This is a genomic window from Micromonospora sp. NPDC093244, assembly GCF_040683695.1.
Lineage (GTDB): Bacteria > Actinomycetota > Actinomycetes > Mycobacteriales > Micromonosporaceae > Micromonospora.
In genome coordinates, this window is the sequence record NZ_JBFBEO010000001.1 from 1,129,161 (window position 1) to 1,143,571 (window position 14,411).

Below are 14,411 nucleotides of genomic sequence, written 5' to 3' on the forward strand. Positions count from 1 at the left end.
GCCGGGCGTGGCGGCCGTCGACGATGTGGACCTTGACGTGCACCTTGCAAAACGTTACGTTCGTTCTGCGGGGGGAGCTGATAGTCAATGAATGCCATCCATTGTTATTGTCGTCGTGACGTGGCAGAAATTGCTCCGACCAGGCCCATTGCGCATCGCGGGATCCGCGCTCTTTCGGTTATTTCGACGGAATACGAGAATCGCGTGTTAATGGCGGCGGTGGGCTCGCCGCGACGGGCATGAGGGCGGATTAGGTTGCGCCTGCCAACGACGGGGGTCCGCACGGCGCGGCCCCTTCGCCTCGTCATAGCCGCACAGGCCTCGTCCACCTACGGCAGTTTCCTCAACATGGTGGCGCTGGGGCTGTTCACACTGGACCTCACGGGATCCACAGTGCAGACCGGGCTGTTCATGGCCGTGCGTCTGGCTGCCGGGGTCGTCATGGCGCCGATCGCCGGAGTTCTCGTCGGCCGGTACACCCGGACCGGCCTGATGGTCACCGCGGACGTGGTGTCGGCCGCCATGCTCGTGCTGTTGGTCGTGGTCCCGGTGGGAGCGAAACTGGCGGTGCTCTACGGGCTCGCCGTCGTGCTCGGCGCCGGCCAGGCCCTGTGGGGTGTCGCGCTGCGCAGCGGGCTGCCCGACCTGGTCGGGCCCGAAGGGCTGGCCCGCGCCAACGCGCACCTCGTCACGGGCCGTTCGACGGCCATGCTGCTCGGCTTCGGGACCTCGGGCCTGCTGGTCACACTGCTCGGCTACCACGCCGCGTTCCTTGTCGACGCGGCCTCCTTCGCCGTGTCCGCGCTCCTGCTGACCAGGGTGGGGAGCTGGCGCCCGGCGGCCGCGCCGGCGCGCGGGCGACAGGCCGGCCACCGACCCGGCCCGCGCCTCTCGCGGGCGCTGTCCGGGCTCGCCCCGGTGGTGCTGGCGATGATCGCGGTCCGGGCCGCCGACGCCTTCGGCTCCGCGTCGCACAACGTGGGGCTACCCGTGTACGCGAGTCTGACCCACCCCGACGCGCCCGCGTCGTTCGCGGCCCTGTTCACCACGGCATGGGCGGTCGGCAGCCTCGTCGTCGGCCGCTGGTTCGCCCGCGCGTCCGGGCACCGCGACGCCGGGCGGGCCTCCCCGACGGCGTTCGGGATCGCCACCTGCGCGATGTCGACGCTGTTCATCCTCGCCTTCACCGGCCCACCGTTGTGGCTCCTGGCCGTCGTGGTGCTCATGGCCGGGATGGCGGACGGCTACGCCGAGATCGCCTACACCACCCGCCTGCAACAGGTCGATCCGTCCCGCCGGGCCCAGCTGTTCGGCCTCGCCGGCGCCGCGCAGAACGCCGGGTTCGGCCTCGGGATGGTCGTCGGCGCGTTCGCCCTCGACCAACTTCCCCCGCTCCCGGTGGTCGCCGCCGCGCACGGGCTGGCGCTCGTCGCCGCAGTCGTGTTCGTCATCGCCCACGCCCGCCCCCGGCCGCACCGACCCGCTGTACAGAAAGTCGAGGTTGCCCCGTGAACCCAGCACCGTCCGTCCGACCTCCCGCGATCAGCTCCGGCCCGGCCGTGCCGGACGATGCCGCCCACCCCCGCACCCTGGGGGAGGCGCTCGTCCGGGCGGCCCGGGACTTCCCCGGCAGCGGCATCCAGGTGGTGGACGCGGACGGACGCGAGGAGTTCCTCGACTACCCGAGCCTGCTGGCCAGGGCAGAGACGTCGTTGGCCGGTCTGCGGGCACACGGGGCGCGGGCGGGCTCGTCGGTCATCCTGCGGATCACGTCCGGCGCCGAGTACTGGCCCGTCTTCGCCGGCTGCGTGCTGGGGGGCATGATCCCGCTGACCGTGGGTGCCCTCGGCGGTTACGACGCCGACGCCCCGGGTGTGGGCGCCCTCCTGCACGCCTGGCGCCGGCTCGGGGAGCCGCTCGTCGTGGGCGGCACGGACGACCGCGAGGTGCTCGCCCGCCTGGCGGTGCGGGACCGGGTGGTGGCGGCGTCCGAGCTGACTGCCGGGGGTGACCGCCGGCAGGGGCCGTCCCTCGGCGAGGCGGGCCGGATCGAACCGGTCGACGACCCGGAGGCGGTGGCGCTGCTGCAGCTCTCCTCCGGCAGCACGGGCACCCCCAAGATCATGCCCCTGACCCACCGGGCGCTCGCCGAGAACGCCGTCGGCGCCCGGGAGATGCTCGAGATCGGCCCGAGCGACATCCTGCTCAACTGGCTGCCGTTGGACCACTCCGCGGGCCTGCTGCTCTACCACGTCGCCGGGATCTTTCTCGGGGCCAGCACCGTGCACGTCGCCACCGAGGTGGTGCTCGCCGACCCGCCGCGCTGGCTGGAGCTGATGCGGCGGCACCGGGTGACGCACAGCTGGGCACCGAACTTCGGGCTACGGCTGGTGGCCGACGCGGTCGCGCGTACGCCGGACCGGCAGTGGGACCTTCGCGACGTGCGATGCCTGGTCAGCGGCGGGGAACAGTGCCTGTCAGAGACGATCGAGGCGTTCCTGGCGGTCAGCGGGATTCCGGTGACGGCGGTGCGTCCCGCCTGGGGCATGTCGGAGACCACCACAGGCATCATCTACGCCCGCTACGCGGCGCCCGGCGCCCGGCACCGCCTCCGTACCTCGAGTCTGGACGGTGACCTGGAGTGGGCCACCGAGGACGACGCCCCGGAGACCGTCACCGAGTACCTGTCCGTCGGACGCCCCGCCCCGGGAACCACAGTGCGGATCGTCGACCACGACGGCACGGTCCTCCCCGAGGGTCGCATCGGCCGCCTCCAGATCACCTCGGCCCGGGTCACGCGCGGATACCTGGACGATCCGGAGGCGTCCCGGCTCGCGTTCCCGGGCGGAGACGACTGGCTCGACACGGGCGACCTCGCGTTCATGCGGGACGGGGAGGTCGCGATCACCGGACGCGCCAAGGATCTGATCATCCTCAACGGACAGAACCTCCCCAGCCACGAGGTCGAACGGGTGGTGGGCGAGGTGCCCGGCGTACGCGCCGGTCTGGCCGCCGCCGTGGGCGTGTCGAATCCCCGCACCGGGACCGAGGCGCTCGTGGTCTTCTACGTCCCCGACGACGACGTGCCTGTCGAACGGGTGATCCGGGGCGTCACGTCCGTGGTGGCCCGGCGTTGGCAGGTAACGCCTGAGGCGGTCGTCGCGGTGCCGGCTGACGAGTTCCCGCGTACCTCGGGCGGGAAGATCCAGCGCGCGGCGCTGCGCCGCCGCTACGTGGCCGGGGAGTTCCCCACGCCGGGCCGCGATGGCGCGGACGCCGCCGTCGCCGGCGCGCTGCCCGCCGCGCCCGGCCACGCGGAGGTACGGGCCCTGGTGGCCGACATCCTCGCCGACCTGACCGGCGCTGCGGTGGACCCCGGTGTGCCGTTCTACGAGCTGGGCGTCGGATCGGTCGAGATGGTTCGGCTCCGGTCCCGCCTGGAGCAGGCGCTGGGCCGCCGGATCTCCGCGCCCACGCTCTTCGCCCACCCCACGGTCCACGCGCTCAGCGCCCATCTCGCCGCCACGCCCGCCGCGCCGTCACCGGCGCCGATCGAGACGAAGACACGGGACCGGCGCGTCGCGGTGATCGGCATGGCCGCGCGGTTCCCCGGTGCGGACACCGTCGAGCGGTACTGGGCCAACCTGCTCGCCGGGGTGGAGAGCATCCGCTTCTTCACCCCTGACGAACTGGTGGCGGCCGGAGTTCCGCCGGAGACGGCTGCCGCTCCCGACTTCGTCGCCGCGAGCGGCACCCTCGATGACATCACAGGCTTCGACGCGGGATTCTTCGGCATCTCCGCGCGGGAGGCCGAGATGCTGGACCCGCAGCACCGACTGTTCCTCGAGACGTGCCACCACGCGTTGGAGGACGCGGGGCACCCGGGCGACGGCCCCGGTCTTCGCACCGCCGTCTACGCGGGCAGCGGGATGAACCTGTACCCGCACCACAACTACCTGCGGCACCAGCTCGGGGAGTTCACCGGGTCGGCCGATCCGGTGGCGTCGATCGGGGCGGCGCTCGGCAACCAGCCCGACTTCCTGGCCACCCGGATCTCCTACCGCCTCGGGCTGACCGGGCCGGCGATCAACGTGCAGACCGCCTGCTCGACCTCCCTGGTGGCGGTGCACCTGGCGGTGCGGTCCCTGCTCGACGGGGAGGCGGATCTGGCCGTCGCCGGCGCCGTCGCGCTGCACGTGCCGCAGGTGACCGGTTACCGGGCCACTCCCGGGTCCATCCTGTCGTCCCGCGGGCGCTGCCGGCCGTTCGACGCCGACGCCGACGGTACGGTCGGGGGCAACGGTGTCGCCGCGGTGGTCCTCAAACCGCTCGACCGCGCCCTCGCCGACGGGGACCGCATCCACGCGGTGCTCCTCGGCTCGGCTGTCAACAACGACGGCGCCAGCAAGGTCGGCTTCATCGCCCCCGGCGTGTCCGGCCAGGTCGACGTCGCCCGACGGGCGCTGGATGTCGCGGCGGTGCCGGCCGGGTCGATCGGCTACGTCGAGGCGCACGGCACCGGCACCGCCCTCGGCGATCCGGTGGAACACCACGCCCTGGCCGAGGTGTACGGCGACGCCCGACCGATCCTCGGCTCGGTCAAGGCCAACATCGGCCACCTGGACAGCTGCGCCGGCATGGCCGGTCTGATCAAGGCGGTCCTGACCGTCCGCGACGGCCGGATTCCCCCACAGATCAACTTCACCCGGCCGAACCCGGCGATCGAGCTGTCCGACGGCCCGTTCACGATCGTCACCGACCGCACCGACTGGCCGCAGGCCTCCCACCCGCGCCGGGCGGCGGTGAGCGCGCTCGGGGTGGGCGGCACGAACGCCCACCTGCTCGTCGAGCAGCCGCCGGCGCCCCGCCCGGTCGGTGGGTCCCCGGGCCAACCGGCGCCGGGACTGCTGCCCCTCTCCGCCGCCGACCCGAGCGCGCTGCGGGAACTCGCCGCCCGATACCGCGACCGGCTGCGTTCCCAGCCGGAACTGCCGATGGCGGACGTGGTCTCGACCGCCGCCCGGGCCCGCCGCCATCTGCGACACCGCCTGGTCGCCCGCGCCAACTCCACCGCCGCGCTGGCCGACGCCCTGGACGGTTACCTGAGCGGCGTCGACGACAGCAGGGTGCGGGTCGGGCAGGCCGTCGCGGAGACGCCCGGCTCGGTCGCGCTGGCCTTCCCGGGCCAGGGGGATCTCCGTGGGGTCGTCCTCGACCTCGCCGAGCGCTTCGCTGTGGTCCGACAGGTGCTCGACGAGGGGGCCGAGGCGTACCGGCGGGCGGTCGGCGGCGACCTGGTCGCCCGACTGCGCGAGCGGCCGGGCGCCGGCACCCGTCCGACCGACGTGGCGCAGCCGGCCCTCGTCGTCACAGGCGTGGCGCTCGCCGAACTGTGGCGGTCCTGGGGGCTGAACCCCGGCTGCCTCGTGGGGCACAGCGTGGGGGAGTACGCCGCACTCGTCGCCGCGGGCGCCCTGTCGCTTGCCGACGCGGTCACGCTCACCGCCCATCGTGGCCGGCTCATGCAGCAGGACATGCCGCCCGGCGCGATGCTCGCGGTGCTCGCGGACGCGGACGTCGTACGGGAGCTGGTCGCCGGAAGCGAGGTGGAGGTCGCCGCCCACAACGGTCCGAAGCAGTACGTGGTTTCCGGGCCGCCCGAGGCGGTGCGGGCGTTGGCCGTCCGCGCCGAACGGCTCGCTGCGGTGACCCGCCCGCTGTCGGTCGACCGGGCGTTCCACTCGGCGGCAGTGGAGCCGGTGCTCGACAGGTTCCGGCGCGTGGTCGAGGGGGTCACGGTACGGCCGACCCGGGTGCCGGTGGTCAGCACCGTGGACGGTCAGGTGCGGCGGGCGGGCTGGCTGCCCGACGTCGACTACCTGTGTCGCCAGGCCCGCCAGCCGGTCCTGTTCGACGCCGCGGTGCGGACCCTGCACGAGCAGGGCGTCGCGACGGTGGTGGAGGCGGGACCGGACGGTGTGCTGAGCGGGATCGCCAGGGGCGCCGGGTCGGAGCTGCGGTGGGTGCCGTCGCAGCGCAGGGAGCTGGCACCCGTCGACGGGGTCTGGCAGGCCGTCGCGGAGTTGCACGTCGGCGGAGTCGGGGTGGACTGGGCGGCGCTCACCGCCGACTGCGGCGGCCGGCGGACGTCGTTGCCGGCCTACCCCTTCCAGCGGCGGCGGTTCTGGGCCGAGAAACGAGGACCTGTGGAGCAGACCCCGCCGTCGGCGGCTGGCGTACCGGCGGAGGCCGTCGCGGCAACTCCGCCGGTCGCGCCCGACCGGGAGCGGCAGCCCGCCCCGGCGGTGGACGCGGCGCTCACGCGGGTGCTGGCCCTGACCGCCGAGCGGCTCGGCGTGGACGCCACCGAGATCGACCCGGACGAGACGTTCCTCCAGTCCGGCGCGGATTCGCTGCTCCTGATGACCATGTCCCGGGAAATCAACAACACGTTCGGCGTGCGGATGCCGGTACGCGACCTGTTCGGCGCGGTCGGCACCCCCCGCCGTCTCGCCGAGGCGGTGGTCGGCGGTGCCTCACCGGCGACGAACCCCGCCGACCCGGCGCGTCCGCCCGTCCCGTCGACCGCGCCCGTCCCGTCGACCGCGCCCGTCCCGTCGACCGCGCCGGTCCCGTCAACCGTGCCCGTCCCGTCGATCGCGCCCTCGCCGGGGCTGGTGGCAGCGGACCCGGCGACCGCGCGCGCGAACGGCACGCCCCCACCGGCGAGCGCAGGGCCACCGGCGGACGCGGCCACGCCGCTGCCCGGCCGCCCCGGGGAGGTGTCGGCCGACCTGGTCGCCGTCGTGAACCGTCAGCTCGATCTCATGCGGGACCAGCTCGCACTGCTCGGGGGAGGGGCACCGGCCCCGCCGGCCCAACCGCTGCCACCGGCGCAGCCCGCGCCCATCCCGCAGCCCGCGCCGCTCCCGCAGCCCCTGGTCGCCCCGCAGCCCGTGGTCGCTCCGCGGCCGGCGATCGCCCCGCAACCGGCGCCGGCCGACACTGTCGACTTCAGCCTCTACTTCTTCGGCGACTACGCCGAGCAGGGCCGGGACGACTCGTACGAGGTGATCCTGGACGCCGCCGAGTTCGCCGACGCGCACGACTTCCACGCCGTGTGGTTGCCGGAGCGGCACTTCCACTCGTTCGGCGGGATCTTCCCCAACCCGTCGGTGCTCGCCGCCGCCCTGGCGGTACGGACCCGCCGGTTGCGGCTCAACGCCGGGTCGGTGGTGCTGCCGCTGCACCATCCCATCCGGGTCGCCGAGGAGTGGTCCATGGTGGACCGTCTCTCCGGTGGCCGGGTCGGTCTCGGCTGCGCGCCCGGTTGGCACGCCAACGACTTCGTCTTCTACCCGGACAACTTCCGCCGCCACAAGCAGGTGATGTACGAGAACCTGGACACCGTCCGGCGGCTGTGGCGTGGCGAGGCCGTCCAGGCCCGCTCCGGCACCGGCGAGGACATCGACGTCCGGCTCTTCCCCCGTCCGGTGCAGGCCGAGCCGCCGATCTTCACGGCCATCGTCGGCAACCCGGACAGCTACCGCGAGGCCGCCCGCCGGGGCCTGGGCGTGGTGACCAACCTGATGACGCAGGACGTCGCGCGGCTGGCGGAGAACATCGCCCTGTACCGCCGCACCCGCGCCGAGCACGGGCTCGACCCCGACGCCGGACGGGTCGTGGTGCTGATGCACACGTACCTCGACGAGGACGCCGAGCGGGCCCGCGCGACGGCCTTCGAGCCGTTCTGCGCGTACCTGCGCTCGTCGTTCAGCCTGCTCGGGCAGGTGGTCAACAGTCTCGGGATGAACATCGACCTGGCCGACACCCCCGACGACGACGTCCGGTTCGTGCTCTCCCGCGCGTACGAGCGGTACTGCGACGAGCGGGCCCTCATCGGGTCGCCGGAGAGCTGCCGGCCGGTCCTGGACCAGATCCTCGCGGCGGGCGCGGACGAGATCGCCTGCTTCGTCGACTTCGGCCTGCCGGCGCAGGCGGTCCGGGACGGGCTGCCGGTCATCGACACGCTGCGCCGGGCCACCCGCCGCCGGGAGTCCCGACCCACCGCCGAGGTGGTCGACACGGCACCGTTGTCCCCGGGGCAGCGGCGGCTGTGGCTTGCCGAGCAGACCCATCCGGGCACCCCCGCGTACACCGAGGGCGCCGCGGTGCGGCTGCACGGCACGCTCGACGCGGTCGCGTTCCGCGACGCGGTGCAGGACGTCGTGGACCGGCACGCCCCGCTGCGGACCACCTACCGCGAGATCGACGGGGAGCCCCGCCAGATCGTCCACCCGCGACTGGAGGTCGCCATTCCGGTACGCGACCACGCGGGAGCCGACGAGGAGACAGTCGTACGGGAGGCGATGGCCTCGGTGAGCGGGCGTCTGTTCGACCTCGTCGAGGGCCCGTTGTTCACCTTCGAGCTGCTGCGTCTCTCCCCGACGCGGCACGTGCTGGTGATGGCGTTCCACCACCTGGCCACCGACGGCGGCTCGTACGCCGTGCTGACCCGGGAGGTGTCGGCGTGCTACCAGGCCCGGGTCGCCGGCCGTACGCCGGACCTGCCCCCGCTGCCGGTGAGCTATCCGGAACTCACGCGGGCCCGTGCCGCCGCCGACGAGCCCGACAAGCACCTCGACTACTGGCTGAACCAGCTCGACCCGCCGCCGCCGACCCTGGTCCTGCCGTCTGACCGGCAGCGGCCGGCCGTCCCGTCGGCCGCCGGTGAGAGCCTCTTCGTGGACTTCCCGGCCGACCTGGACGAGCGGATCCGACGGTTCAGCCGGGCCGAGGGGGTGACCCCGTTCAGCACGCTGCTCAGCGCGTTCGGGGTGATGCTGTTCCGGTACAGCGGCCAGCCCGACCTGGTGGTGGGCACCGGCACCAGTGGACGGGACGAGAACTCGCAGGACCTGATCGGGTTCTTCGTCAACACGGTGCCGCTGCGACTGGACCTCACCGGCGACCCCACCTTCCGGGACCTTGTCGCGCGGATCCAGGCCAGCGCGGTCGACGGGTACGACCACGTCGTCCCGTTCGACGTCCTGGTCCACGCGCTCGCCATGGACCGGCAGGTCGGACACCATCCGCTCTTCGACGTCGTCGTCGAGTACGAGAACGGCGACGAACTCTTCACGTTCGACCTGCCCGGGGTGACGGCGACGCCCCTGCGGGTCGGTCTGGACAAGGCGCCCGTCGACCTCATCGTCTACCTGTCCCACCGGGACACCGTGCACTGCCACGTCGAGTACCGGACCGAGGTGTTCGACCGCACCACCGTGCGGCGGTTCCTCGACGACGTCCAGCGGGTGCTCGACCAGGCGACCCGGCAGCCCGGTGATCCGCTGTCCCGCCTGGCGACACGCCTCGACGCGCCGGCCGGGCAGCTCAGTGGGCCGCGCACCGAACCGCTCGCCGAACGGCTGCACGACCCGTTCGTCAGGCAGGCGTCCCGCACGCCCGACGCCGTCGCGGTGGTCTGCGGCCAGACCCGGTGGACGTACCGGGAGCTGCACCGGCGGGCCGAGCTGTTGGCCCGCCGGATCGCAGCGGCCGGGGTGGGACCGGACGACGTCGTGGCGGTGCTCCTGCCCCGACGGCCCGAACTCGTCGCCGCGCAGCTCGCCGTCCTGATGGCCGGCGCCGGGTTCCTCCCCCTCGATCCGGCGCTACCGGCCGCGCGCGTCGGTGCCCTGCTGGCCGACAGCGACGCGCGGCTGCTGCTCACCACCGCCGAGGTCGACCACCCGAGGGAGGTGGCGTACGTCCTCGTGGAGGAGCCGGTGGACCCGCACCTGCCGCCGCCCTCGCGGGTGCCCGACCCCGAGCACCTCGCCTGGTGCGTGTACACCTCGGGTTCCACCGGCCGACCCAAGGGGGTCCTGGTGCCGCACCGGGCTGCCGTGGACACGGTGTCCTGGCATGTGCGGGCGCTCGCGCTCACCCCTGCCGACACGGTGGCGCACGGCCTGGGGTTGGGCTTCGACGCGAACCTCGCCGAGATCCACCCGGCTCTCGCCGCCGGCGCCACCGTCCACCTCGTCCCGGCGGAGGTCCGGTCGGACCCGGCCGCCCTGGTCGACTGGTGGTCCCGGCACGGCGTCACGGTGGCGCTGCTGCCGGCGCCCCTGGCCGAGCTGGTCTTCGCGCTACCGGATGCCGCGCCCGCCACTCTCCGGACGCTCGTCGTCGGGGGCAGCCAGCTGCGGCGTCGCCCGCCCGCCGGCTTCCCCGCGGAGGTGATCAACGCCTACGGGCCGACCGAGTGCAGCATCGTCACCACTGCCGGCCCGGTGTCGCCGGCCGGCGACGGACCCGTCGACATCGGCACCGCCGTGGACAACAGGCGGCTGCATCTGCTGGACCCCGCGGGCCTTCCGGTGCCACCGGGCGCGGTGGGGGAGTTGTACGTGAGCGGCGCCGGTGTGGCCCGCGGCTACCTGGGGCGACCCGCCGACACCGCCGCGGCGTTCGTGCCGGACCGGCACCAGCCCGGCGAGCGGATGTACCGCACCGGCGATCTCGTCAGGCTGCGCGGAGACGGCACCCTCGAGTTCGTCGGCCGGTGGGACGACCAGGTCAAGATCTCCGGGCACCGGGTGGAGCCGGGCGAGGCCGCCGCCGAACTGGCACTGTTGCCAGGTGTACGGCAGGCGGCGGTGATCGCCCGCCACGACCGGGGCGACGACCCCTACCTGGCCGCGTACGTGGTGACCGACGAGACCGACGGGCCGGCCGGCGCCCGGACCGCGCGGCTCGCCTCGCTGCTGGCCGATCGGCTCCCCGCGCATCTGATGCCGGCGGCCTGGGTGCTGCTTGACGCGCTGCCCACCACCGACACCGGCAAGGTGGACACCGCCCGCCTGCCGGCGCCGGCCGCCGCGCCCGCCGACGAGCCGCCCCGCACGAGTCAGGAACGGTTCGTCCACGATGCGTGGTGCGCTGAGCTGGGAGTGTCCCGGTTGTCGGTGGACGTCCCCTTCACCGCGGCCGGTGGCCACTCTCTCGCCGCCGTCCGTCTGGCCAACCGCCTGAGCGCGCTCGGCGAGGTCACGGTGAGCGTGCACGAGGTGCTGCGCAGCCGTGGCATCCGGGACATGGCGGCGGCCCTGTCGCCGAAGGGTGGCGACGCGGTCGTGGACCGGGCGCCGACGACGTACCAGCAGGAGCTGATGTGGCGCCGCCAGCGTCAGGCGCCCAATCCGCCGGCCGTGCACATGGCGGTGCGGATGGACCTCACCGGCCGACCCGACCTGCCCGCTCTCGGACGCGCGGTGGACGGGCTCGTCGCGAGGCACGAGGCGCTGCGGACCCGCCTGGTGGAGCGCGACGGTGAGCTGATCCAGGAGGTCCTGCCGGCGGACGGGGTGGGCCTGCCCGTGGTCGACCTCCGCGCGGACCAGGTCGACGAGTGGTGCCTACGCGTCGGACGGGAGACCTTCCCCGACGATGCCGGCCCCTGGCTCCGGACCCGACTGGCCCGGGTCGACGACGAGACCCTGGTGCTGATGCTCGTCGTGCACCACCTGAACGGCGACGGATGGTCGATGCTGCAGCTCCTCGACGAACTGGGGCGCGGGTACGCCGCCGAGCGCGGGGACGCGACGATCCCACCATCACCCCCGACCACCTACCTGGAGTACGCGCGCCGGCAGCGCGCCACGCCTGTGGCGCCTGACGTGCTCGCGTATTGGCGACGTCAGCTCGACGGCGCTCCCCGCTCGGTGGCGCTACCCACGGACCGGCCGCGGCCGGCGCGGTTGTCAGGTCACGGCGAGGAGTTCACCTTCGACGTCCCGGCCGAGTTGACCGCGCGTGTGACGCGCTTCGCCGCCCGCAGTGGCAGCACGATCTTTCCCGTGCTGGCGGCGGCCTACGCGTGCCTGATGCGCGAGCTGACCGGCAGCGGCGACATCGTGCTCGCCTGTCCCTACGCCCACCGCGACGACCGGGCCTTCGAGTCGGTGGTCGGTCTGTTCACCAGTCCTCTGCTGCTGCGGCCACCGCTTGCCGCCGCGACGTCCTTCACCGAGCTGGTGGCCGGCACCGAGCGGGCGTTCCTCGACGCGATCCGGCACCAGCCGGCGCCCCTGCCCGCGATCTACGCAGCGGTGGATCCCGAGTGGCACGCCGGTACGCCGCCGGTGGCCACCCTGCTGTTCGGGATGAATCCGGGCGTACCCGAGGTCGAGCTGCCCGGCCTGACGGTGCAGGTGACGGACCAGGGGCTCGGCTGCGCCCGCCGGGACTTCTCCATGGTCGTCACGCCGTTCGCCGACGGCCTGCGTGGCGTGGTCGAGTACTCCACCGACCTGTTCGACCGCTCGACGGTGGAGGCCTGGTGTGGGAGGTTCCTGGACCTCCTGCGCGAGAACCTCGTCGACGCCGGGCGGCAGGTGGGCCCGCAGAGCTGACCGCAGGCTGGCTGCCGCAACCCCGCCGACCTCTGATCGTTGGGCGACGAGGGGTGGGACGGAGGCGGTCGATGGCGGCGGAGCGCGGTGCCGCACTGCTGCGTCCTCCCGAGAGTTCGGGCCGGGCCACGTTCCTGGAGCTCTTCTTCGATCTGGCGTTCGTGGTGGCCCTCACCCGGGTCTCGCAACGATTCGCCGGCCTGGGCGACGACACCGGCTGGGCGCTCGCCGAGGGGTTCGCTCGTACGCTGCTGCTCTTTCTGGCGCTCTGGCTGATCTGGTCGCACACCGCCTGGATCACCAGCCGTTACGAGCCGGAGCAGCCGGTCGTCCAGGCGGTAGTGGTCGGCACCATGTTCGCCGGTCTGGTGATGGCGGTGACGTTGCCACGCGCCATGGAGGAGCGGGCGGTGCCGTTCGTGGCCGCGTACCTGGTGGTGATGGTGGTGCGGCCGCTTGTGGTCGCCGCCGCGCTGGGTGGCCATCCGCGACGGAGGGTGCCGTTGCGGCTTGCCGTGTGGGCTGCCGCGACCATGCCGCTGTGGCTGGTCGGCGCGTTGGGACCGGACCGGTTCCGACTGTCGCTGTGGGCCGTGGCCCTCGCTGTCGACTACATCGCCTGGACCCTGGGTTGGCCGCTGCCCCGGCTCGGCGCTTCGAGGATCGGCCGCTGGCGGATCGCCGGGACGCATCTGGCCGACAGGTACCAGCAGATGGTTCTCATCGCCCTGGGTGAGTCGATTCTGGTCCTCGGCACGGTTTGCGGCGGCGCCGACTACTCCGGCCTGCGGGCGGCCGCCTTCGCCCTCGCGTTCATGACAAGCGCGCTGATCTGGCGGATCTACTTCTACCGCGCCGGTCTGCTGCTGACCGAGGCCCTGGCTCGTTCGGGTACGCCCGGCCGGCTGGGCGCGATGTCGGAACGGACGCATCTGTTGATCGTCCTCAGCGTGCTTGTCACGTCGGTCGGCTACGAGTTGGTGATCGACGACCCGTTCGGACCGCCCCGGCCCAGTTGGCTCCTGTTCGTGGTCGGCGGTCCGATGCTCTTCCTCGTCGCCCGCGCGCGGCTGGAGCACGAGATCTTCGGCCGGGTCACCCGATCCCGGTTGGTCGGCCTGGCGGCGCTGCTGCTGGTCACGCCGGCGTTGGCCCGCTGGGTGCCGATGGTCGGGCTGAGCGTGGTGGCAGGCGTGCTGGCCCTGGTCGCGCTCCTGGACGCGCGGCGGAGTCGGGGACGGCCGGCGGAGGTCCCCGCCTCACCGGTCGCGGGGGAGACACCAGGGGATCGCGACTCGGAGGCCTGACCCCGTTGTCGTCACGAGCGGGTGGAGTCGCTCGCTCGGCGCTCGGTGTTGATTCGCAGCAGTCCTTCGACCCCCGACAGGAAGGTGTCGGACACCAGGGCCGGGTCGAAGAGGCATCCGGCTGCCATGGCGCCGTCGCGGAGCATGACGAAATGGCGCGCGGCGGGATCCGCCGTCTCCGGGTGGACCTGGGCCATCAGCGTGGTGAGCGTGTCCAGGAACCACCGCCGGTGGGCGATGATCTCCTGGCGTACGGGATTGTCGGCGTCCGGGTATTCCGCCGCGGCGTTGAGGAAGGCGCATCCACGGAACCCGGGGGACTGGATGTGCTGAGCGATGGAGCCGGCGATCTGCAGGAGGGGGTCGACCGCCGACTGGTTCGCGGCGATGGTCGCCTCGACCCTGCCGCGTTCCATCTCGTGGACCTCACGCAGGTAGGCGAGGATGAGGTCTTCCTTGCTCGGAAAGTGCCTGTAGAAGGTGGCCCGGGTCACCTTCGCCTCGGCGATGATCCGGTCGACGCCCACGGAGTGGATGCCCTCGGCGTAGAAGATCCGGGTCGCCGTGGACAGGAGCCGCTGTCGCGCCTCGGAGGGCCGGGTGTCGGTGTCGCCGCGTGCCATGCCACCACTTTAGCGGAAAGAACGTTCGGTCTGATGCGTCTCGCGGATGGCCGTCCGCGCTG

4 protein-coding genes are annotated in these 14,411 nt (G+C 73.2%); 3 read left to right on the forward strand and 1 reads right to left on the reverse strand.

Annotated features, from left to right (window positions below):
- Positions 1-255 precede the first annotated feature (255 nt).
- The 3 genes from AB0N27_RS04975 to AB0N27_RS04985 all read left to right on the forward strand — a co-directional run bounded on the left by AB0N27_RS04975 (position 256) and on the right by AB0N27_RS04985 (position 13,726).
- The gene (locus tag AB0N27_RS04975; protein ID WP_364363261.1) at positions 256-1,512 is read left to right on the forward strand and encodes an MFS transporter; all 1,257 of its coding nucleotides are present in this window, start codon (positions 256-258) and stop codon (positions 1,510-1,512) included.
- Positions 1,509-12,419, forward strand: coding sequence for an amino acid adenylation domain-containing protein (locus tag AB0N27_RS04980; protein ID WP_364363264.1), 10,911 nt, complete (start codon positions 1,509-1,511; stop codon positions 12,417-12,419). Before AB0N27_RS04975 ends, AB0N27_RS04980 begins: the two co-directional genes overlap by 4 nt.
- Positions 12,420-12,490: 71 nt before the next feature.
- Positions 12,491-13,726, forward strand: coding sequence for a low temperature requirement protein A (locus AB0N27_RS04985; protein WP_364363267.1), 1,236 nt, complete (start codon positions 12,491-12,493; stop codon positions 13,724-13,726).
- 11 nt (positions 13,727-13,737) lie between these two features.
- On the opposite strand, the gene AB0N27_RS04990 is transcribed toward AB0N27_RS04985, so the two are convergent.
- On the reverse strand, positions 13,738-14,349 hold the full coding sequence (locus AB0N27_RS04990; RefSeq protein ID WP_364363270.1) for a TetR/AcrR family transcriptional regulator: 612 nt from the start codon (positions 14,347-14,349) through the stop codon (positions 13,738-13,740).
- Positions 14,350-14,411 lie beyond the last annotated feature (62 nt).